Below are 21896 nucleotides of genomic sequence, written 5' to 3' on the forward strand. Positions count from 1 at the left end.
TAATCTTATACCGGCAAACGGAATTTGAAATTGACGCCACACAATTTGGCTAGATAGAGTCGGCTCCATCGAGGCAGTAGCCGATTGAACCGGTGTCGATCCATCCAAAGGCCAGATCATGTCGTTCCTCACACTCACGGACGTAGCGAAATCGTTCGGCGATCTGCAGGCAGTCGCCGACGTGAACCTGTCAGTTGAAAAAGGCGAGTTCGTTTCGCTACTCGGGCCGTCGGGCTGCGGCAAGACTACGACGCTGCAGATGATCGCGGGTTTCGTCGAAACGACGCGCGGGCGCATCACACTCGACGGCCGCGACATCACGCACATGAAGCCGAATAAACGCGGCCTCGGCATCGTGTTCCAGAGCTACGCGCTGTTCCCGCATATGAGCGTCGCAGAAAACGTCGGCTTCGGGCTCGAGATGCGCAACGTCGACAAGGCAGAGCGCAAGGAGCGTGTGCGCGAAGCGCTGGCACTGGTGCGGCTCGACACGCTCGCGCACCGCTTTCCGCGCGAGTTGTCCGGCGGTCAGCGCCAGCGTGTGGCGCTTGCCCGCGCGATCGTGATCGCGCCGCCCGTGCTGCTGCTCGACGAGCCGATGTCGAACCTCGACGCCAAGCTGCGCGAAGACATGCAGTTCGAACTGCGCGCCATTCAACGCAAGATCGGCACGACCACCATCATGGTCACGCACGACCAGTCCGAAGCGCTGTCGATCAGCGACCGCGTGGTGGTGATGGAAGCCGGCCGCATTACGCAGATCGACACGCCGTACGAAGCTTACGAGCGCCCTGAAAACAGATTCGTCTCACAGTTCATCGGCAAGGCGAACATGCTGGCAGGCACGGTGGTGGCGCGTGACGGCGACGCGATCCGCATCGACCTCGGACACGACCTCGCCGAGACCGGCCACACCGCGCAACTGCCGATACGCGAACGCGTGATCGGCGTCGGCGACGCGGTCACGTTGTGCATCCGCCCTGAAAAGCTGCGCCTGTGCGCGCCGAACGCGGGACGTCTGGCCGCCACCGTGACGAGCCGCTTCTTTCTCGGCAGCCAATGGCTGTATCGCGTGGATAGCCGGCTCGGCGAAGTGCTGGTGTGCTGCCAGAACGAAGGCACCGAGCCGCTGCCGGAAGGCGCGGCGGTCGGCGTCGACTGGAACAGCGAGGCGATCCGCTTCATTCAACAGGATGCGCATCATGGCTAGTACGCTGCCCGCTTCGAACAACAACAGCATGAAGACCGGCGACACGCGCCGTGCCCCTTGGCATGCATTTTTGCCGTTGTGGCTGATGTGCGCGCCGGCTTTCCTGCTGTTTGCAACCCTCGTGCTGGTGCCGCTCGTGATGACACTGGTGTTGACGTTCTACCGCTTCGATCCGTCGAGCGGCCCGCTCGCGGCATTCCAGTTTGGCAACTACGCGGAAGTGCTGAAATCGTCGTATTTCCATACGATCTTCCTGCGCACCTTCGGCATCGCCTTTCTGACCACCCTGCTGTGCATCGTGATCGGCACGCCCGAAGCCTACGTGCTGTCGCGCATGCGCGATCCGTATCGCTCGATGTTCCTGCTGATCATTCTCGCGCCGCTGCTGGTCTCCGTCGTGGTGCGCGCATTCGGTTGGAGCATGCTGCTCAACAGCAACGGCCTCGTGAATCAGGCGTTCGGTCTGGTCGGGCTGGGCCCGTACAAGCTCGAATACACCACCTTCGCCATCGTCATTGCACTGGTGCACGTGATGCTGCCGTTCATGGTGATTCCGGTGTGGACGGCGTTGCAGAAGCTCGACCCGCAAACGGAAAATGCCGCGCTTTCACTGATGGCTTCCCCCGCCACCACGCTGCGCCGCATCGTGTTGCCGCAACTCACGCCGGGCATTCTGTCGGGCAGCCTGATGGTATTCGGCCTGTCGGCAAGTGCCTTCGCGATCCCCGGCCTGCTCGGCGGACGACGTCTGAAAGTTGCCGCCACCGCGGTCTATGACGAATTCCTCGGCTCGCTGAACTGGCCGCTCGGCGCGACCATCGCGCTCCTGCTGCTGGTCGCGAATCTGATCGTGATGCTCACTTACTACCGGGTTCTGGAACGCAAGTACGCCAGAAGCCTCGGCTGACCCTCCCGAGACCATCATGAGAAAAAACGGCCCCATTGCGTTGATTTTCCACACGCTCGTGATTGCGTTCGTGCTCGCGCCACTCGTGATCGTCGTGCTGGTTGCCTTCACGCCCGACGAAACGCTCACGCTGCCCACGCACGGCGTATCGCTGCGCTGGTTCCGCGCGATCCTCGATTATCCGGACTTCATCTCGGCGTTCTTCAATAGCCTGAAGCTCGCGTTTGCCTCGGCGACGCTCTCTTTGATCGTCGCATTGCCTGCCGCTTTGGCGATCGGCCGTGCCCGCTTTCCGGGCCGCGGTTTCCTCAACGGCCTACTGCTGTCGCCGTTGGTGATTCCCGGCCTCGTACTCGGCATCGCACTGCTGCGCTTCTTCGCGCTAATCGGCGCGACCGGTTCGTTCGCATGGCTCGTACTCGCGCACATGATCATCATCACACCGTTCGTGATGCGGCTCGTGCTGGCCTCGGTCAGCGGGCTCGACCGCAGCGTCGAACATGCCGCGCACTCGCTCGGCGCAGACGCGTGGACTACGTTTCGCCGCATCACCTTCCCGATGATTCTGCCGGGCATTACCGGCGGCTGGTTGCTCGCGTTCATCAACAGTTTCGACGAACTGACGATGTCGATTTTCGTCACCTCGCCGCAAACCGTCACGCTGCCGGTGCGTATGTACATGTATGCAACCGAATCGATCGACCCGATGATGGCCTCCGTCTCCGCGCTGGTGATCTTCATCACGGCCGGTGCAATGTTGTTGCTCGATCGCGTATATGGGCTCAACCGGATTCTGATCGGCCAGCACTGATGTCTTCTCCTGCCCTCTCTCCCATGCCGTCGAATTTGCCGTCTTCCGAACCCGCCGCGCCGAAGCGTGATGCGCAATTCGTTCGCGTTGCGGAGACGCAGCGTGAACCGCTCAGCTTTTTTATCGACGGTCACGAAGTCACTGCGCTACAAGGCGATACGTTGCTCACCGCCGTGTTGATGCATCAGCGTCACGTACGCGAAAGCGAATTCAGCGGTGCGCCGCGCGCCGGCTTCTGCCTGATCGGCGCTTGCCAGGACTGCTGGATGCGTACCGAAGAAGGCATGCGTCTGCGCGCGTGCTCGACGCTGGTCACGCAAGGCATGCGTGTGGTCACGCGGCTCGCTGAGGTTACGTCTCTCGTTGCCCCTGTTGTTGCCTCTGCTGCGATTGCAAACGGAGACATTGAATGAGCAACGAACACCGCGTGGTTATCGTTGGCGCGGGCCCGGCTGGTGTGCGCGCCGCCGAAACGCTGGTTGCGGCCGGGATCAAACCCATTGTGCTGGATGAAAACGCTCGCTGGGGCGGGCAGATCTATCGTCAGCCGCCCGCGAACGGCGCATTCCAGCGCTCGAAGAAAACGCTCTACGGTTTCGAAGCGCACAAAGCCGACGCGGTGCATACGACGATGGCCGCGCTTCTTCCGCACCTCGACTATCGCCCCGACACGCTGGCCTGGGCTTGTGAACCGGGCCGGCTCGATACGCTGCACGCGGGACGCGAAATCCGCGTGCCGTTTTCGCACCTGATCATCGCGAGCGGCGCCACCGATCGCGTGCTGCCGGTGCCGGGCTGGACACTGCCGGGCGTCTACACGCTGGGCGCAGCGCAGGTGGCATTGAAGGCGCAAGGCTGTGCGATCGGTCAACGCGTCGTGCTGGCAGGCACGGGGCCGCTGCTCTATCTCGTGGCCTACCAGTACGTGAAAGCCGGCGCGCGGGTGGTGGCCGTCCTCGACACGAGTCCGCTATCGCAGCAGATCGCCGCGGCGCCGAAGCTCGCGCGGCAACCTGCTACGTTCGCGAAAGGGCTCTATTACGTCGGTTGGTTGAAGATGCGCGGCGTGCGGATCGAACGCGATGTGAGCCTGATCGGCATTCGTGGCTCGCACGGCGTGAATGCAATTGAATGGCGTTCTTCAACCGACGGCTCGAAGACCGAAACCATCGCGTGTGACGCCGTCGGCATCAGCTTCGGCCTGAAGCCTGAAACCCAACTCGCCGATCTCGCGGGTTGCCGCTTCCATTTCGACGCGCACAACCGTTGCTGGCTGCCCGAACTGGACGCTGCCGGCCGCAGCTCCGTACGCGGCATCTATCTGGCGGGCGACGGTGCGGGCATCGCCGGCGCCGACGCCGCCGAACTCGCCGGCCGCCGCACTGCTCTGGCGCTACTCGACGATCTCGGCGTCGCGCATCCACGCGGACCAGGGATGCGCGACGCGGCTTCCCTTGACCGCAGCCTGCAACGTATCGCAGTGTTCCGCCAAGGTATCGAAGCGGCATTTGCGCCGCCCGCAAAATGCGCGGCGCAATGGCCCGACGACATGACCGTGTGCCGCTGCGAAGAAATCGATGCGGGCACCTTGCGGCGCTGCATCCGCGGTGGCGAAGCGAACGAGATCAATCGCCTGAAAGCCCTCACGCGCGTCGGCATGGGTCGTTGCCAGGGACGCATGTGCGGCGAAGCGGCATTGACGCTGCTGGCGCAAGAAACCGGCAAACCGCTTGAAGCCGTAGGCCGCTTGCGCAGCCAGCCGCCTGTCAAACCCATTCCGCTATCGCCCGCGATGTATGCCGACGGCGTCGCCGACATTCCCGAGGAGGCGCGCGATGAGTGACACCCTTCACTACGACGTCGCGATTGCGGGCGGCGGGCTGGTCGGCTCATCGGCGGCATTGGCGCTGGCACGGCGCGGCTTGCGCGTGGGCCTGTTCGAGCGGCGCTATTGCGGCGCGCAGGCCAGCGGCGTGAACTACGGCGGCGTGCGCTGCCAGGGACGGCCGGTCGAACAGATGCCGCTCGCCATGCGTGCCCGGCGCATCTGGGATCGTTTGCCGGAACTGATCGGCATCGACGGCGAATTTACCGTCTCGGGACATTTGCGGCTTGCGCGCAGCGAAGCCGATCTTGCCGCGCTCGAAACATGGACGGACATGGCGCGCGGCCACGGACTCCACGCGCAGTTGATCAGCGGCGCCACGTTCCGGCAACGCTATCCATGGCTGGGCGCTGCCGCGATCGGCGGATCGCTTTGTGCGACCGATGGTCATGCGAATCCGCGTCTGGTGTCGCCCGCGTTCGCACGTGCCGCGCGAGCCGCCGGCGCGGACGTACGCGAGCAAACCGAACTGACCGACATGCATCACGACGGCACACGCTTCCAGTTGCGAGCCGGCGACGCGCGCATCAGCGCCGACTGGCTGATCAATTCCGCGGGCGCATGGGCGAATACGGTTGCGGGCTACTTCGGCGAAACGGTGCCGATGAAACCGATCTACCCGAACATGTGGGTCACCGAGCCGCTGCCGCTCTTCATCGAGCACAACCTCGGCGTGTACGGCGGTGGCATCTATGCACGGCAAGTGGCGCGTGGCAATTGCGTGATCGGCGGCGGCCGTGGACATGGCGACGGCGAATACGGTCAACCGTCGACGGAAACCACCCGCACCGTGATGCGCGATGCGTGCGCCCTGCTGCCCGCGTTGCGTGAGGCGCTGCTGATCCGCACATGGAGCGGCGTGGAAGGCGAAACGCCCGACAGCAATCCGATCATCGGTGCGAGCCGCACGGTGCCGCGTCTGTTGCATGCGTTCGGCTTTTCGGGCGGCGGGTTTCTGCTGGCGCCGGGCGTCGGCGAAATACTCGCGGATCTCGTGATCGACGGCGCCACGATCACGCCGCTCGAGGCTTTCTCGATCAATCGCTTCGCTGCTGCTGCTGCGCCATCCGTCGCCTAGATACGGCTTAGTCATCGCTTATTCACCGCTTCGTCATCGCCTCGCGATTGTTTAGTGAAACTCAGGTTTAGTGAAACTCAGGAGCCTCTCAATGAAACTGTTCAAGACGATCGCGGCGCTCGCCGCATTGTGCGCCTTCGGTGCGGCCGCGCCGGCATGGTCGGAAACCAAGACCATCTATATCGGCATGAACGGCGGTCCGATGGAAAAGGCCTATACGACCCAGGTGCTGCCCGACTTCGAGAAAGCCAATAACGTCAAAGTGGTGGTAGTGCCCGGCACCTCGTCGGACATTCTCGCCAAGCTGCTCGCCAACAAGGCCAATCCGCAGATCCACGTGGTGTTTCTCGACGACGGCGTGATGGCGCGCGCGGTCAGCATGGGCGTGTGCAAGAAGCTCGACGATTCGCCGGTGCTCAAGGAGCTCTATCCGTTCGCGCGCATGAAGGACGACATGGGCGCGGGCGTGCAACTCGGCATGACCGGCATCGCGTACAACAAGAAGCTGTTCGCTGAAAAAGGCTGGGCGCCGCCGACTTCATGGATGGACTTTGCCGATCCGAAGTACAAGGGCAAGGTGGTGTTCCAGTCCGCTTCGAGCAGCACCTTCGGCCTGCACGGCTTTCTGGCGATCAACCGTTTGATGGGCGGCAGCGAGCAGAACGTCGAACCGGCCTTCACGAAATGGGCGAGCACGGTCGGCCCGAATGTGGTGGAGTACGTGCCGAATTCGGCGAAGATTTCCGAAATGGTCCAGACCGGCGAAGCGGGCCTGTTCCCGTTGACGCCGACGGCCGTGGGTGATCTGCAGGACAAGGGCATTCCGGTCGGCTATGTGAATCCGAAGGAAGGTCCCGTGTTGCTGCTGGTCGACCTGTGCGTGGTCAACAACAACCCCGATCCGCAATTGGCGCAGAAACTCGCGCAGTTCCTGCTGTCCGCGCCGGCTCAGACAAAGGCGGCCGAGGCCGGCAAGCAGATTCCGACCAACCGCCTCGCGAAGATGACGCCGCCGATGCAGCAAAGCCTCGGTAACGTCGACGATCTGGTGAAGAAGGTGACCGTGGTGGACTGGGACACGATCAATGCGCATCGCGCGCAGTGGGATACGCGCTGGAACCGGCAGATCGAGCGCTGAGGCTGACTTGCTGCGGTGACGTGCGCGCCTTGTTTGCTGCAAGGCGCGCGCGTTTTAATGGGTGCGCCGCGCGTTATGCGACGACCGACAGCGTCACCGCGAGCCATATCGCCGCCACGCCGGCGAGAAACAGACGCCGCGCGACGCGGACGCCGGCATCGCTGGATTCGGTTGCGACGGGGCGCGTCGCCATCCACGGCACGAGCCCGAGGCAGGCAAAGCCGACCAGCGCAAACACGACCACCGTCACGTCGCTGAAGCGCCATTTCGCCGGCTCGTGCACGCCCCAATAGCCGAGAAACACAATCCCGATCGAGAAGATCGTGGATGCGGCCGAACTCAGCGCGGGCACCGATCCGGTTGGACTCGGCATGCTTGACCTCCGAAACGTTAGGCTGCTAGATGCATGCGCTGATATCCGCGACGCTCACGACGTGCGGGTCTGGCGCGCTTCATACGTCTTCAGATGACTATAGGCGATACGCAGCAGCGATAAGCCGTGCTCGCCCTTCTGCGCATCGCCGCCGCGTGAGATCAGATCGCCGAGAATGTGATCCGCCTCGGTATGCGAGTGGTTTTCGACGTCACGCATCATCGAGGCCGTGAGCGGCGTAGGCGTAAAGAGCGTTTGGGTCGCCCGGGCATCGAAATCCGGGCCCATCGTAAAACCGTTGTGCTCAGCGACCCCACGGCTCTCGCCTAGCAGGTTTTCGATGATGCGCTTGCCATCCGGCGCGGCCAGAATATCGCCGACCGAACCACGCATCAAGCAGGTACTGGCCGCCAACGTAGCGAGGAACACCCACTTTTCCCACATGCGCAACAGGATGTTGTCGCTGACCACGGTATCGAAATTCGCGCCGGTCATGGCGTCCGCGATCGCCTCTACGCGTTCGGACGTGCCGCCATCCAGTTCACCGAAGGTGATCGCGTGCGTTTCGTTCAGATGCATGACGTGCTGCTCCGGGCTGAGCGTCGCCGCGATCACGCATTGACCGCCCAGTACGCGTGACGCACCGAACTTTTCCTTGAGCACGTCGATATGGCGCATGCCGTTGAGCATCGGCAGAATCAGTGTCGACTCGCCGACCAGCGGTTCGAACGAATCGATCGCGTCGTCGAGACTGTAGGCCTTGCAACTCAGCAGCACCAGATCGAACGGCTCCGCACCAACGCCGGCGAGTATCGTCTTGACGTCGTGCAACGTGAGGTTGCCCCGCGCGCTGTTGATGATGAGACCGTTACGCTGGAGTTGTTCCGCACGGCCGGGGCGCACCAGGAAGGTCACGTCCTGGCCCGCCGCTGCGAGACGTCCGCCAAAGTAGCCGCCCACGGCACCCGCCCCTACTACTAGAATTCGCATCTTTCGCCTCTTGATAGATTTGGGTCATGTGCGCCGGGCCGATAAGCAAAGGCTTCGAGCACCGCGCACGCAGCACGTGTGCAGAAATGTAGCAAAGATTGACGATGCGCATCGGCCACATATGCTGGGCCTGCCTGCTGCAACGCACTGCGACCGCGCCTTTCCGCATTGTCCTTACGTCAGATCAATCGCCGCGCGCCGGTCGTCCACTACGCCTCGGCCGGGATAAAGGGAGGCGCTGATAGGAGGCTCATTGAACATGCCGTGGCATGTCTTGCAAAGTCGGCCTACAGCGTGCCGCAAATCGTGCGCTCGTAAAGCGTAAGCATCCCAGGCACATCCACGTCCACGCAAACCTGGCACTCGGGCCGCCTGTCCCAGTCCGGCGCGGGCACTGGCATCGTGGATGGTTTCTGGATGGTCTGGCCCACCGCGATACCGTCCGTCAGCACGCGTACGGGGCCACTGCGCGTCGTATAAAGATGCGGCGCCAGCACATAGGCGACCGCCGACGAGTCGTGTACGTAAATGCCCTTGAGTTGCGCGCTTTGCTCATGAAAGGCCTCGTAGTGCCGCGACACGTCCCACACGAACTGCCCTGCCGCGCCGCCACGATCGCGCAGCGACGCAAGATAGTCCCGGCTCATGATGGTGCGTTGCGTCACGTCGAGCCCGACGATTGCAACAGGCCATGGCGCGCCGAGTACGATGTCCGCGGCATCAGGGTCGCCCAGAATGTTCGCTTCCGCGGCAGGGGTCACGTTGCCGAGCACGCCGTCCGTGCCGAACGCGCCGCCCATGATAACCACCTGCTTGACGAGCGGAGCGATCTGCGGATCGTCGGCCAGCGCCAATGCCAGGTTCGTGAGCGGACCCACGGCGATCAATGTGACTTCACCGGGATGCGCGCGCACCGTGTCGATGATGAAACGGTGCGCGGGCCGTGCGTCGAGCGCTGCTTCACGACCCGCTTCAAGCTCAGCTTCGATCGCGATGTTGCCAAGGCCGTTGTCGCCGTGAATCCAGGCGAGCGGCTCAGGCGCTGTGCGCGTGAGCGGCGCAGCAGCGCCCTGCGCAACCGGCACGCCCGGCGCGAATCGCCCGGCCAGGAACCGCGCATTGCGCGTGGTGGTCTCGATCGTGGCATTGCCGAATACGCTCGTGAGACCAAGCAATTCGATGTCCGGATGCCGCGCCTGGAAAACGAGCGCCATCGCGTCGTCCACACCGGGATCGGTGTCGTAGATAACTTTGTGCTTGCTCATAGATAGAACGCGTCCGGCAATTGTTCACGCGCGGTGGTGTCGCGGGTAGCGCCATGCAGATTGCCGAGGCGGATCGGCAATTCCGGACCGCCCAGTTCGATGATCACCTGGCGGCACGCGCCGCACGGTGCAATCGGTCCATCCGTATCGCCGATCACGGCAAGCGCGGCGAACTGGTCGCGTTGATAGCCCGCGGCAATGGCGCTGAAAAACGCCGTACGTTCCGCGCAATTGCACAATCCGTACGATGCATTCTCGACGTTGCAGCCGTCGAATACGGTGCCATCTTTGGTCAGCAGCGCGGCGCCGACCTTGAACTTCGAATAAGGCGCGTAGGCCTTTTCTCGCGCGACGCCCGCTCGTTCCAGCAGTTGTTCCATGTTCATGCAACGGTCCTCAATTCAATTCAGCGTCAGGAACATGCCCGCAATCGTGGCGCTCATCAGGTTCGAGAGCGTCGCGGCGAGCACGAATCCACCGTCGCCGAAGACCTGGAACATCTTCGCTTGCACAAGGCCACCGAACAGGAACTCGATGCCCGCGTTGCCATAGCCGAGTACGTCATTGACGCCGGATGCGGCGGACGCGAGGATCGTCTTGCCAAACGGCACGAACGGAATGAACGCACCGATGCCGATCTGTGCGAGCAGCGCCGTGATTACAGTCCGTAAGCGGATGGCGCGCCGGTTGGTCGAAAAGATAAAAGCGATCAGCAGCAGGACGGCAATCCCGAGGATGTTTCGAGCGATCAGTGCCATGTCTCTTGGTGTTCTTGTGAAAGTGGCAATGATGCTAATCGAAACCGATGCGGGAGAAAACTTTAAATATGACCTTACCCGGATCCTGGCAGGCTCGCCGCCCGCGACTGCATTCATCGCGGCGATCGTTGTTGGATTAACGCCGTTCAGGTACCCTCACGCCATAGGCGTTTCTCGCTCGCTCCTTATCGCTCCACACGCCGTCAGACGCCTCGTAATGCTCTGGTCATCGCTCATGCTCAACGAGGTCGCCTATGAACGTCGGTATCTATGGAACACTCGTCACGGCTTCACTGGTTCTGCTGCTGGGGAACAGGCTAGTCGGATGGATCCCCCTGCTGCGCAGCTATACGATCCCCGAACCTGTTGCCGGCGGCCTCCTTGTGGCAATCGTCCTGCTGATCCTGCGCACGACGAGCCACATTGAAGTGCGCTTCGATACCGCGCTGCAAACGCCGCTGATGCTCATCTTCTTCGCGACCATCGGCCTGAACGCCAACCTCGCCAGCCTCAAGTCAGGCGGCCCGCTGTTGCTGCGTTTTCTCGGTCTCGTGATCGGCCTGCTGGTCCTGCAGAATGCAGTGGGCATCGCGCTCACTTATCTACTGGGCATCGATCCGCTCTACGGCTTGCTGGTCGGTTCGATCACCCTGTCTGGCGGTCATGGCACCGGCGCTGCGTGGAGCAAGGTGTTCGCCGAACACCATGGGCTTCAGTCCGCCACGGAGGCGGCGATCGCCTGCGCGACTTTCGGCCTCGTGATGGGCGGTATTCTCGGCGGCCCAGTGGCGCGCCTGCTGATGCGGCAAGTCGCCAGGAAAGAGGTCGCGCGCACGGAAAGCCACGGCGACAGTCCCACCGAACCGCCGCTCGCCTTCGAAGAGCCGAAGGCGGAGCAAGCCACCACACCTGCCGCCTTCATCGAGACGCTGGCGCTGATCGCGATCAGCCTCGCGGCCGGCGACGCGCTCGCACAAGTATTGGCCGGCACGGCGATCGAGCTGCCGACATTTGTCTGTGTGCTGTTCGTCGGCGTGGTGCTAAGCAACGCACTCGGGCTCGTGGGCAAGCCCGTTCTCGATCACGCCGTCGCCCTGCTCGGCAACGTGAGCCTCGCGCTGTTCCTCGCCATGGCGCTGATGACGCTCAAGCTCTGGGACCTCGCCTCGCTGGCGCTGCCGGTCGTTTCGATTCTCGTCGCACAGACCGTTTTGATGGCGCTCTATGCGATCTTCGTCACGTTCCGTGTCATGGGCCGAAATTACGATGCAGTCGTGCTCGCCTCCGGTCATTGCGGCTTCGGACTCGGCGCCACGCCCACGGCCATTGCCAACATGCAAGCCGTCACGGCACGCTTCGGCCATTCGCACCTCGCCTTTCTGGTCGTGCCGATGGTGGGCGCGTTCTTTATCGACATTGCCAATGCGCTCGTCATCAAGGGATATCTGGCTTTGCCGATCTTTCATTAGCCGATACAGCAGCGGCACGTTGGCGGTTGTTTTGAACACCGCAACGAGCCGCAGCCGATCTCAGATCACTTCCAACGCCAGCGCAATCCCCTGCCCGCCGCCGATACACAACGTGACGATGCCGCGTTTCAGACCGTCACGGCGCATTGAATGCAGCAGGCGCGTCGTCAATACCGCACCGGTCGCACCGATCGGATGACCGTGCGCAATCGCGCCACCTTGCACGTTGATCAGTTCATCCGCGATGCCGAGTCTGCGCGCCACATCGATCGGCACGGCTGCAAAGGCTTCATTGATCTCGAAGCGTTCGACATCCTCCAGTTGCCAACCTGCGCGAGCCAGCGCCATTTGCACAGCCGGTACCGGACCGAGGCCGAACATGCCCGGCTCGACGGCCGCAACCCCATACGCCACGAGCCGCGCAAATGGCTCGATGCCACGCGCCTCCGCGAACCCACGTTCAGCGACCAGCATGGCTGCCGCGCCGCTGTTCAATCCCGGCGCGTTGCCCGCGGTAATCGTGCCGTCCGGACGGAATGCCGGACGCAGTCTGGCGAGGGTTTCGACGGTAGTTTCCGGGCGCGGCTGTTCATCGCTCGCAAAATGCTGCGGACCTTTGCGCCCCGGGATTTCCACGGCCGCCAGTTCGGCGTCGAAATCGCCGCGCGCCTGCGCTTGCCCAAAACGCTGTTGCGAACGCGCGGCCCAACGGTCCTGCGTTTCGCGCGTCAAGTCAAACTGCGCGACGAGGTCTTCGGTATGCCAGCCGGAATGCTCGCCGGAAAACGCGTCGTTCAGGCCGTCGCGCAGCAGGCTGTCGTGGATTTGCGCGTTGCCCATCCGGTAGCCCCAGCGGCTGCCGTCGAGCAGATACGGCGCGCGGTCCATGTTTTCCATGCCGCCCGCCACGGCTGCATCGCCGATGCCAAGCCAGATTTCCTGTGCCGCGGACGCAATCGCCTGCGCGCCCGACCCGCACACACGATTGACTGTCAACGCCGGTACGGCGACCGGCACGCCGCCGCCAATCGATGCCTGACGCGCCGGATTCATCCTGTTGCCAGCCTGAATCACGTTGCCCATCACCACCGAGGCCAACGCGGCCGGATCGAGGCCGCTGCGACGCAGCGTCTCACGCACCGCGACCGCGCCGAGTTCGGTTGCGGGCACCTCTTTCAGCGATCCGCCGAATGCGCCAATCGGCGTTCTCACCGGATTGCAGATCACCACTTCTCGCGTACTCATCGTTCATCTCCAGTTGGACTACCCAATTCACCCATTTCGCCGCCACGTCCACGCGCATCAATTTGCCGATGCCGCCGTGACCGTCGCGGGCACATCCCAGCCGCCGCCGAGCGAGCGGTACAGCGCAACCGCTGCGAGCGCATGCTCGCGTTTGGCCTGATTCAACGATTCCGCATCACGCAGATACGCTTCCTGCGCGGCGAGCACGTCGAGAAAATCCGTCGCACCGCCCTTGTAGAGCTCACTCGACAGACGCAGCGCATGGTCCGATGCATCGAGCGCGCCGCCCAGGCGTTGCACTTGCACCGCGCCGTTCACGAGGTCGCTACGGTTGTCCTCGATTTCTTTGAGCGCTTGCAACATGGTTTGCTGCAGGCCGAGTTGCGACTCGCGCATCCGGCTTTCGCTCGCGTCGATGTTCGCGGTGATGCGGCCGGCGTTGAAGATCGGACTCGTTGCATTTAACGCTGCACTGAAGAGGTTATCGGTCAGCGTCGGCAAGCCGAGATAGGACGAGGCCAGCAGGCCGTCGGCGAGATTAAGCCTGAACTGCGGATAGCGCTGCGCTTTTGACACGCCTACTTCCGCCGCGCGCTGTTCGACCGTCGCGTAGGCATTGCGCACGTCGGGCCGCTGCAACAGCGCGTCGGACGGGAGCGTCTGCGGCACGCTTTGCGCGGGCACCGGAATGTCGCGTGCCTTATTTGCATCAGCCAGCAACAGACCATCGACGCTCTCCGGCGTGCGTCCGGAATACACCGCGATCAGACTCAGCTGATGCTGCACGGCCGACTGAATGCGCGGGATCTGCGCCTGCAGATCCAGCAACTGGTTCTGCGCACGCGCGACGTCGAGTTGTGTCGACAGTCCGTAATGCAAGCGCTCCTGCGTGAGTTTCAAAGCGCGGGCGCGGATCTGTTCGTTGTCGCTGAGAATCTGCAATTGCGATTGCGCCCAGCGCAGATCGATATATGCCGCTGCGGTGTTCGCCGCGAGTGCCAGACGGACTTGATTCAAGGCCGTTTGCCGACCCGACACCTGCGCCTGCGCTGCCAGAACAGCAAGACGTTCGCCACCGAATACATCCGGCGTCCAGCTCGCTGTCAAACCGACACCCGCCTGACGCACATAGCCAAGCGGCGGTGGCGTGTTCTGGCGAGAGTCGGATGCGGTCGCGCTAGCGTTCAGCTCCGGCAGCAATGCCGCGCGATTTTGCGTCACGAGATCCTGCGCCTGCTTGACGCGCTCCACTGCGGCTTGCACGTCGAGATTACCCGTCAGCACCGATTCGACCAGCTGATGCATGACAGGATCGCCGAACTGCACCCACCACGTGTCGGCGCTTACGCTGTCTTGAGGGGCATCGACACTCCACGCTGTCGGCGCGACGGTCTGAACCGTATGTGGGAGGTCCGCATGCGTTTCCGGTTGCACCGCACATGCCGCGAGTGTCAGCAGCGCCGCGCTCGCCAGTACTTTGATAACGATTGGTTTCATGCTGGATTCCTCAATGAGCATCGGGCGGCGGTGCGGAAATGCCGAATGGGCGCGAGAACACCACGCTCAGCAATCCGACGACAAAACACAGCGACAGCGCAAAGAACGTGTCCGAGAACGTGAGCACAAGCGCTTCGCGCATCAGCAGCGCATGCAGCTCGCCGAGACCCGCACTGGCCGCGTTCAGCGCATCGCCGCCAACCGCCGCGAAGTGCGCGCTTTGCTGCTGCAAAATCGATTCAACCACCGGGCGGCCCGCGCTCAAGTGTTCGTCGAGCCGCTCGTAATGGAGATTCAATCGGTCGTTGAGCATCGTGCTGCTCACTGCAATGCCAATCGCGCCGCCCAGATTACGCATCAGGTTGAAGAGGCCGCTGGCGGATCGAAGCCTCGACATCGGCAATGAACCGAGCGCCATCGTGACGATGGGCGGAATGCAGAACTGCTGGCCGATGCCTCGCAACGCCTGCGGGATCAGCAACTCCTGCCAGCCCCACTGATTGGTCAGCGGTACATACAGATAACAGCCGACGCCGAACAGCACCAGGCCGAATACCAGCAGCACGCGCATATCGATAAAACGCGCGACTATCGAATACGCCACCATCGCGAGCAACTGAAAACACCCCACCGACAGTAATGCAATGCCGATCTGCAACGAATCGAAACCACGCACACGCGACAGGAACACTGGCGTCAGGAACACCGCGCAGAAAATCCCGATCCCGGTGATGAACGACAGCAGACTGCCAATGCCAAAGTTGCGGATTGCCAACGCGCGCAGATCGACGATCGGCTCTTTTGCGGTGAACGCGTGCACGAGGAACAGAAATCCGCAGATCGCCGCCACCCAGGTGCACGTCAGGATCACGTCGTCGCCGAACCAGTTCTTGCGCGGCCCTTCCTCCAGTACGTATTCGAGGCAACCGAGAAAACCGGACATCAAAAGGATGCCGAGATAGTCGCCCTTTTTCAGCAGTGAGAGATCGACGTTGTCGAAGTTCACGTACTTCGGCACCATCAGCGTGACGGCGAGGCCCGGCACCAGGTTCAGATAGAACAGCCAGTGCCACGACCATTGCGAGGTGATCCAGCCGCCGATCACCGGACCGACCGTCGGTGCGAGCGTGGCGAGCGCGCTGATGGTGGTGGATGCAATCAGGCGCTGCTTGCCGGGGAACAGCACGAATGCCGTCGTGAACACGGTCGGAATCATCGCGGCGCCGAGCGCGCCCTGCAAACCGCGAAACAGGATCATCGAGTTGATGTCCCATGCAAGCCCACATAGCATGCTGGTGACAGTGAAGCCCAGCGCGGAAAACGCGAACACCCAGCGCGTCGAGAACACGCGCGTGAGCCAGCCGGACATCGGAATCACCAGAATCTCCGCGATCAGATACGCGGTCTGCACCCACGAGAGCTCATCCTGACTCGCGGACAAGCCGCCGCCGATATCCTTGAGCGAAGACGCCACGATCTGGATGTCGAGCGTCGCCATGAAAAAGCCGATACACATCAGCACGAACGCGAAGACTTTGGTGCGCGTCGGCAGGTCGGCGGGGTTGGCAAGGACCTGAGTCATGATCGTCCTTAACCGTGAGCAGCGTCGAGGTGCACTTTCACCGTCGCCGACAGGCCCGGGCGCAGCACGCCTTGCATCTCCTTCGGCACGTCAAGTCGCACACGCACCGGTACGCGCTGCACGATCTTCGTGAAGTTGCCGGTGGCGTTCTCTGCCGGCAGCACGCTGAAGGTCGCGCCGGTCGCGGGCGCGAGACTCTCAACCACGCCGTGAATCGGTTTGCTCGACGCATCGAGATCGACGTCGACGCCGTCGCCGACGTGCATCTTCTTCAACTGGTCTTCCTTGAAGTTGGCGTCGATCCACAGTCCGCTTGCCGGCACCACGGTCAGCAGCGAGACGCCCGTGTTCGCCAGCAGGCCGACGCGCGCGGTGCGATTGCCGACGTAACCGTCGATCGGCGAGCGGATCGTGGTGTACTCCACATTCAATGCCGCGACCCGTTGCGCCGCTTGTGCGGTGGCGATGCGCGCCTGCGCGTCGCCGATCTGCGCGTCGAGTACGGCGATCTGCCGTTGCGCGGCGATCAACGCCGCGCTGCTGCGGTCGACCGCAGCATGTGCCTTGGTCAGATCGGCGTCCGCGCGTTCTACGACCTGGTTCGATACCGCATCGTCCTTCACCAGTTCGCGATAGCGCGTCTGATCGGCGGCGCTGCGCGTCAACTCGGCACCGGACGCGCGAACCTCGGCGACCTGCTCGTTGATGGTGGCAAGCTGCAAGGACTTCTTCGCCTGCAACTCGGTGACGGCGGCCTGCGCACTCTCAACTTCCGCGCTGGCCTGGGCGAGACGAGCATCGTAATCGCGCGCATCGAGCCGGATCAGGACCTGATTCGCATGGACGAACTGGTTGTCGTGCACCAGCACATCCGCGACAAAGCCGTTCACCTTCGGCGACATCACGGTCACATCGCCGCCGACGTAGGCATCGTCCGTCGTCTCAACAAAGCGGCCGACGAAGAACCAGTACGACGCGGCAAGCGCCAGCACGGCGAGCACCGTGATGATCGCAAGCAGCATCCACGGAATGCGCCGCGCCGGTTTGGCGGCGCCTACCACGCTGGGCGGTGCAATAGTCGAGGGTGTAGTGGACATGATGTTCGTATGTGCGTATGCACTCGTTGAGCTCAAAAAAACGGCACGTTATTCCGCGCCGGGCTTGACCCGCTCCACGCGGGTCTGATTCAAACAGGATCTCTTGTGATGGCAAACAACTCCGAACGCAATGCCGCCGCGCGCTGCTCGCCGAAGCGATCTTCGAATTCGGCTTGCGCCGCATACCAATGCTTGCGCCCTGCTTGCAGACGCTCCTCGCCGGATGCCGTCAAGGCAATCGACAACGCCCGCGCGTCCGCCCCACGTGTTTCGCTCGACACCAGTCCGTTGCGCCGCAGCGGCTGGATCGTGCGAACCAGCGTGGTGCGCTGCATGCGCATGGCTTCAGCCAGTTGCTTCATGGTCATCGAGCCGGTGCGCTTCAGGCGCCCCATCAGCGAAAACTGCGTGATGGTGAGGCCAACATTCTCCAGGTGGCGGTCGTAAAGCTGCGACACATAGCGTGCGGCCTGCCGGATCGCAAAGCAGTCGTCGTCGAAAAGCCCGTCCATCACTGCGCTTCCTTCTCGTAAGTGCGTATGCACATAATCAGGCGTAGCAAAGCTCGTCGGAACGAGCTCATACGCTGTGTCTATCCGGTGATGCTGAAGAGTTCGGAGCGCAGCGCCTTGGCACGCGCGTGGCCGAACTTTTCCTCGAACTCGTCCTGCGCGGCACGCCATGCGATTGCCGCCTGATCGAAGGTCGTTTCGCCCTTCTCCGTGAGACTGAACAAAAACGTGCGGCCGTCATGCTCCGCCGATTCGGCGACCACCAGCCCGTCGCGCTGCAAGGGTTTCATGGCGCGGACCAGTGTGGTGCGCTCCATGACCATGGCGTCAGCGAGATCCACCATCGGCAGGTTCGGCGTGCGCGCCAGCTTGGCGAGAATCGTGAACTGCGCAGCGGTCAGCCCTACCTCGCCGAGATGGCGCTCGTAGATTTGCGTGACGTGCCGCGCCGCCTGGCGCAGCGCAAAACAATTGCATTCGTCGTAAGAGAGAGGACGGTTCATGTTCGGCAGTGTATATGTGCATACGCACAGCGTCAAGTTTGCTTGCGTTGAACACTGTGTTGCAAAATCTGGTCAACGAGCGTTTCCGAAATCAATGTTCATTAATACGCCTGTTTGAAATGTCCGTGTACGCCCCAGGGCACAGTGAGGACACGGACAAGATGTCTATGCCGCAGTGGGCACGTGCGCCGACGGCTCGTTCGTGCAGTAAGTACGCGCGGCTGAAATGGAAAACGGCTCGCCGGAGTCATTCGGTGAGCCGTTCTGTTTGGTGTGGCCTTTGCCGTGCGACGCGATTAGCGCCCGTTATAGCAGCCGATACGCCAACCTCGCCGCCGCCCTCGCCGTGCGCTTATCCTGATCGAGAGACGGGTTGTACTCCGCCATATCCGCCGCGCGCAGCTTTCCCGACGCACGCACGCGCTGCACCATCGCTTCGACGACCGACAAGGGCACGCCCAACGCGGCAGGCGCCGATACGCCCGGCGCGGTGGCGGCCGGGAGCACGTCGAGATCGATGGTCAAGTAGACGTCGTCCGCTGAATCCAGCATCTGCTGGAGATCGTCCAGACGCTGCGGCAATTGCGGCTCCTGCATATCGATGTCGAGCACGTAGCGCACGCCGAGGTCCTCTGCGTGTGCGAACAGCGAAGCGGTGTTGCCCAGATCGCTGATACCAAAGCACGCATAGTTGAACGGCACACCCCGTTCGGCGCATTCGTTCGCAATCTGATCGAACGGCGTGCCCGAATTAGCCGGCCGCTTCTGGCGCAGATCGAAGTGGGCGTCGAAGTTGATGATGAGCAGCTTGCGGGTTGTCGCTGAAGTGGCCGACGTTGTTGCGGCTCCCGCACCCATGTCGGCAGCCCCATCCAAGCGATCCTGATACAAGCGGAAACCGCTATACGTCCCCCACGCAACTTCATGGCCACCGCCCAGCACCAACGGGCGGCCGCCGCTCGCGAGCACTTCGCTCACCACGTTCGCGAGTTCCGCCTGCGCGCTTTCGAGGTCGCCGTCGTCGCACACCACATCGCCCGCATCGGCGAGCGCCGCCATCGACATCTTCGCCGGCAAGGCCGCCATCGCTCGACGCAGTTCCTTCGGCGCATGTGCCGCGCCGGTACGCCCTTGATTGCGCCGCACGCCTTCATCGGAACCAAAGCCGACGATCACCGGCGCATCGCTTTCAATGCGTGACGCGCCGCCGAACGGCACCACCTGATTGAAAATACGCCGGGTGTCGCCGGGTTCGCCATCGTCGGAACGCCCGCTCCACACCTTGTCATCGAACGGAACTCTCATGCGCGCGACAACACCGCCTGCAGAAAAGCGCGCGTGCGCGGCTGCGACGGCGCCGAGAAAATCTCGGCGGGCGGTCCGGCCTCGACGATCACGCCGCCGTCCATCACCACCACCACGTCGGCAACTTCCTTCGCGAAACCCATTTCGTGCGTGACGACCACCATTGTCATGCCTTCGCTCGCGAGCAGCTTCATCACTTGCAGCACTTCGCCGACCAACTCGGGATCGAGCGCGGAAGTGGGCTCGTCGAACAACATCACGCGCGGCTGCATCGCCAACGCACGGGCGATCGCAACACGCTGCTTCTGACCGCCCGACAAACTCGCCGGCATCACATGCGCCTTGTGGGCGAGGCCGACTTTCTCCAGCAACGCGGTTGCAGCTGCTTCGGCTTCGGCCTTGCTGGCCCCGCGCAACATCCGCGGACCGACCGTGATGTTATGCAGCACCGACAGATGCGGAAACAGATTGAACGACTGAAACACCATGCCCACTTCCGTGCGCAGTGCGTTCAGCGAGCGCTCCTTGAGCATCGCGCCGTGATCTACCAGCCGATGCCCGCAGATATCGATCGTGCCGCCTTCAGCCTGTTCAAGCCCGTTGCAGCAACGCAGGAACGTACTTTTGCCCGAGCCGCTCGGCCCGATCACAACCACCACCTGCTGCGGCTGAATATCGAAGTCGATGCCGTTAAGCACGGTATGCGAACCGAACGATTTGGTCAGCCCACGAATGCTGACGATAGGTCCATCCACTTTGGCTACGGTATTCATTGCACCATCCCTCCTGCACGCAAGCGGCGCTCCACACGATGCAGCGCGTAATTGGTCACCTGCGTCAGCACCAGATACACCAGCGCGATGGCCAGATACACTTCAAGCGAACGGTACGACACGCTGATGATCTTCTGGCCTTCGTGCATCAGATCGTCGATCGTCAGCAGCGACACCAGTGCCGAGTTCTTGATCAATGCAATGAACTCATTGCCGAGCGGCGGAATCATCCGCACGATCGCCTGCGGCAGAATCACCGCGCGCATCGCCTGCCCCGACGACATGCCGATCGAACGCGCCGCTTCCATCTGCCCGCGATCCACCGACTGAATCGCACCGCGCACGATCTCCGATACATAGGCCGCCGAATACAGACCGAGCCCCAGCATCCCGCACACGAAAGCCGGCAACAGAATGCCGAATTGAGGCAACCCGAAGAACAACAGGAAAAGTTGTACGAGCAACGGCGTGCCGCGGAAGAACGTGAGGTACGCCGTACACAAGCCGTACACGATGCGCCGCTTCGGTGTGAGCCGGCCGATACCGATCAACAGGCCCAGTACACAGCTCAGCGCGAGCGCGGCGGCGGTCACTTCGACCGTCACCAGCGCGCCATGCATGATGTCCGGCCAGCCGGCAATCACCGGCGAAAAGTCGAGTTCCATTATGTCTGCTCAGCCTGTTATTGCGCAGTGGCGCCGAACCACTTCTTGACGATTGCCGCGTACGTGCCGTCGGCCTTGATCTTCGCCAGCGCCGTATTGAGTGCCCCCTTCAGTTGCGGCTCATCCTTGCGCACGGCGATGCCGTAGGCTTCGGTCGTCAGCGGCTTGTCGAGCACGCGGAAACCGCCGCGCGTCTTCACCAGCTGATAGGCGGCCGGCTTGCCGGTGACGGCAGCGTCGGCACGGCCGATGCCGACCAGGTCGAACATTTCCTGGTTCTTTTCGACTTCGACGCGGTTGATTTGCGGGAAGTTGTCGCGCAGGAAGTTGACCGATTTCGTGCCTACCTGGACCGACACTTTCTTGCCGTTCAGATCGGCTACCGACTTGATCGGCGAATCGCTTTTCACCAGCGCAACGAGGCCGCCTGCGTAGTACGAGTCGGTGAAGTCGACCACTTTCGCGCGCTCATCGGTGATGTAGATGCCGGAGATCGCCGCGTCGAAACGATGCGCGATCAAGCCCGGAATCAAGCCTTTGAAGTCGATATCGGTCCACTGCACGCGTTTGCCCATGGCTTTCGCGAGCGCATTCATCATGTCAACGTCGAATCCGACGCGGGCGCCGTTTTCGGTGTACTCCATCGGCGGGAAGGTCGCGTCGGTGGCGACGTTCAGTACGTCCGGCGTTTGGGCGGACGCCGCACCGGAAAAGCCGGCCAACGTCACTGCAAACGTGACGCATGCGAGGGACAACAGTCGATTCAGTTTCATGGAAGGGCTCCTGGTGGTTCGTTCAGTTCGTTCAGTTCGTTCGGTATCCAGATCGAATTC

22 protein-coding genes and 1 pseudogene are annotated in these 21896 nt (G+C 62.5%); 8 read left to right on the top strand and 15 right to left on the bottom strand.

The genetic code is table 11. The features are described from left to right. Window positions 1-118: 118 nt before the first annotated feature. The 7 genes from KHO31_RS28665 to KHO31_RS28695 all read left to right on the top strand — a co-directional run bounded on the left by KHO31_RS28665 (window position 119) and on the right by KHO31_RS28695 (window position 7029). On the top strand, window positions 119-1210 hold the full coding sequence (locus tag KHO31_RS28665) for an ABC transporter ATP-binding protein (protein WP_211624634.1): 1092 nt from the start codon (window positions 119-121) through the stop codon (window positions 1208-1210). Further along, a complete protein-coding gene (locus KHO31_RS28670) occupies window positions 1203-2117 on the top strand; it encodes an ABC transporter permease (RefSeq protein WP_201086501.1) in 915 nt (304 codons plus the stop codon). Before KHO31_RS28665 ends, KHO31_RS28670 begins: the two co-directional genes overlap by 8 nt. A gap of 16 nt (window positions 2118-2133) precedes the next feature. Next, window positions 2134-2928, top strand: coding sequence for an ABC transporter permease (locus KHO31_RS28675; protein WP_120344644.1), 795 nt, complete (start codon window positions 2134-2136; stop codon window positions 2926-2928). Beyond that, on the top strand, window positions 2928-3341 hold the full coding sequence (locus KHO31_RS28680; RefSeq protein WP_407945969.1) for a (2Fe-2S)-binding protein: 414 nt from the start codon (window positions 2928-2930) through the stop codon (window positions 3339-3341). The genes KHO31_RS28675 and KHO31_RS28680 overlap by 1 nt, the downstream gene beginning before the upstream one ends. Continuing rightward, the gene (locus KHO31_RS28685) at window positions 3338-4771 is read left to right on the top strand and encodes an NAD(P)/FAD-dependent oxidoreductase (RefSeq protein ID WP_211624636.1); all 1434 of its coding nucleotides are present in this window, start codon (window positions 3338-3340) and stop codon (window positions 4769-4771) included. Before KHO31_RS28680 ends, KHO31_RS28685 begins: the two co-directional genes overlap by 4 nt. Next, the gene (locus KHO31_RS28690) at window positions 4764-5891 is read left to right on the top strand and encodes an NAD(P)/FAD-dependent oxidoreductase (protein ID WP_211624638.1); all 1128 of its coding nucleotides are present in this window, start codon (window positions 4764-4766) and stop codon (window positions 5889-5891) included. The genes KHO31_RS28685 and KHO31_RS28690 overlap by 8 nt, the downstream gene beginning before the upstream one ends. Window positions 5892-5982: 91 nt before the next feature. Further along, window positions 5983-7029 carry an ABC transporter substrate-binding protein gene (locus KHO31_RS28695; RefSeq protein ID WP_201086499.1) on the top strand — a complete coding sequence of 349 codons (1047 nt, stop codon included), beginning with the start codon at window positions 5983-5985 and terminating at the stop codon, window positions 7027-7029. Window positions 7030-7102: 73 nt separating this feature from the next. Here KHO31_RS28695 and KHO31_RS28700 read toward each other — a convergent pair whose 3' ends face one another. The 5 genes and pseudogenes from KHO31_RS28700 to KHO31_RS28720 form a co-directional block, all read right to left on the bottom strand. After that, on the bottom strand, window positions 7103-7402 hold the full coding sequence (locus KHO31_RS28700) for a hypothetical protein (protein WP_201077660.1): 300 nt from the start codon (window positions 7400-7402) through the stop codon (window positions 7103-7105). A gap of 54 nt (window positions 7403-7456) precedes the next feature. Continuing rightward, window positions 7457-8392 (bottom strand): 2-dehydropantoate 2-reductase, encoded by a 936-nt coding sequence (gene panE / locus KHO31_RS28705; protein WP_201077658.1) that lies wholly within the window; start codon window positions 8390-8392, stop codon window positions 7457-7459. A gap of 287 nt (window positions 8393-8679) precedes the next feature. Further along, a complete protein-coding gene (locus tag KHO31_RS28710; RefSeq protein ID WP_201077656.1) occupies window positions 8680-9657 on the bottom strand; it encodes a nucleoside hydrolase in 978 nt (325 codons plus the stop codon). Beyond that, a complete protein-coding gene (locus KHO31_RS28715; protein ID WP_054040364.1) occupies window positions 9654-10043 on the bottom strand; it encodes a cytidine deaminase in 390 nt (129 codons plus the stop codon). Before KHO31_RS28715 ends, KHO31_RS28710 begins: the two co-directional genes overlap by 4 nt. 75 nt (window positions 10044-10118) lie before the next feature. After that, a pseudogene (locus tag KHO31_RS28720) lies at window positions 10119-10415 on the bottom strand (Na+ dependent nucleoside transporter N-terminal domain-containing protein); the annotation flags it as partial. 254 nt (window positions 10416-10669) lie between these two features. Between KHO31_RS28720 and gltS the strand changes: the two are divergent. Continuing rightward, window positions 10670-11884, top strand: coding sequence for a sodium/glutamate symporter (gene gltS / locus KHO31_RS28725; protein WP_201141939.1), 1215 nt, complete (start codon window positions 10670-10672; stop codon window positions 11882-11884). A gap of 60 nt (window positions 11885-11944) precedes the next feature. On the opposite strand, the gene KHO31_RS28730 is transcribed toward gltS, so the two are convergent. The 10 genes from KHO31_RS28730 to KHO31_RS28775 form a co-directional block, all read right to left on the bottom strand. Beyond that, entirely contained in the window at window positions 11945-13129 is a 1185-nt protein-coding gene (locus tag KHO31_RS28730) for a thiolase family protein (protein ID WP_211624640.1), read from the bottom strand. Window positions 13130-13186: 57 nt separating this feature from the next. After that, on the bottom strand, window positions 13187-14626 hold the full coding sequence (locus KHO31_RS28735; RefSeq protein ID WP_201086497.1) for an efflux transporter outer membrane subunit: 1440 nt from the start codon (window positions 14624-14626) through the stop codon (window positions 13187-13189). Between the two features lie 10 nt (window positions 14627-14636). Further along, the gene (locus KHO31_RS28740) at window positions 14637-16208 is read right to left on the bottom strand and encodes a DHA2 family efflux MFS transporter permease subunit (protein WP_211620337.1); all 1572 of its coding nucleotides are present in this window, start codon (window positions 16206-16208) and stop codon (window positions 14637-14639) included. An 8-nt stretch (window positions 16209-16216) separates the two neighbouring features. Further along, window positions 16217-17305 (bottom strand): HlyD family secretion protein, encoded by a 1089-nt coding sequence (locus KHO31_RS28745; protein ID WP_201086496.1) that lies wholly within the window; start codon window positions 17303-17305, stop codon window positions 16217-16219. A gap of 89 nt (window positions 17306-17394) precedes the next feature. Then, a complete protein-coding gene (locus KHO31_RS28750) occupies window positions 17395-17817 on the bottom strand; it encodes a MarR family winged helix-turn-helix transcriptional regulator (protein ID WP_211624642.1) in 423 nt (140 codons plus the stop codon). An 80-nt stretch (window positions 17818-17897) separates the two neighbouring features. Beyond that, the gene (locus tag KHO31_RS28755) at window positions 17898-18320 is read right to left on the bottom strand and encodes a MarR family winged helix-turn-helix transcriptional regulator (protein WP_201077636.1); all 423 of its coding nucleotides are present in this window, start codon (window positions 18318-18320) and stop codon (window positions 17898-17900) included. 306 nt (window positions 18321-18626) lie between these two features. Then, window positions 18627-19625, bottom strand: coding sequence for a formimidoylglutamase (gene hutG / locus KHO31_RS28760; RefSeq protein WP_201141929.1), 999 nt, complete (start codon window positions 19623-19625; stop codon window positions 18627-18629). Continuing rightward, on the bottom strand, window positions 19622-20398 hold the full coding sequence (locus KHO31_RS28765; protein WP_154562861.1) for an amino acid ABC transporter ATP-binding protein: 777 nt from the start codon (window positions 20396-20398) through the stop codon (window positions 19622-19624). Before KHO31_RS28765 ends, hutG begins: the two co-directional genes overlap by 4 nt. Continuing rightward, window positions 20395-21063: an amino acid ABC transporter permease gene (locus KHO31_RS28770; RefSeq protein WP_201077631.1), complete on the bottom strand. Its 669-nt coding sequence runs from the start codon at window positions 21061-21063 to the stop codon at window positions 20395-20397. The genes KHO31_RS28765 and KHO31_RS28770 overlap by 4 nt, the downstream gene beginning before the upstream one ends. Window positions 21064-21080: 17 nt before the next feature. Beyond that, complete coding sequence (locus tag KHO31_RS28775; protein WP_201077629.1) at window positions 21081-21836, bottom strand: transporter substrate-binding domain-containing protein; 756 nt, start codon at window positions 21834-21836, stop codon at window positions 21081-21083. Window positions 21837-21896 lie beyond the last annotated feature (60 nt).

It is taken from the genome of Paraburkholderia domus, assembly GCF_905220705.1.
In the GTDB taxonomy this organism is placed as follows: Bacteria; Pseudomonadota; Gammaproteobacteria; order Burkholderiales; family Burkholderiaceae; genus Paraburkholderia; species Paraburkholderia domus.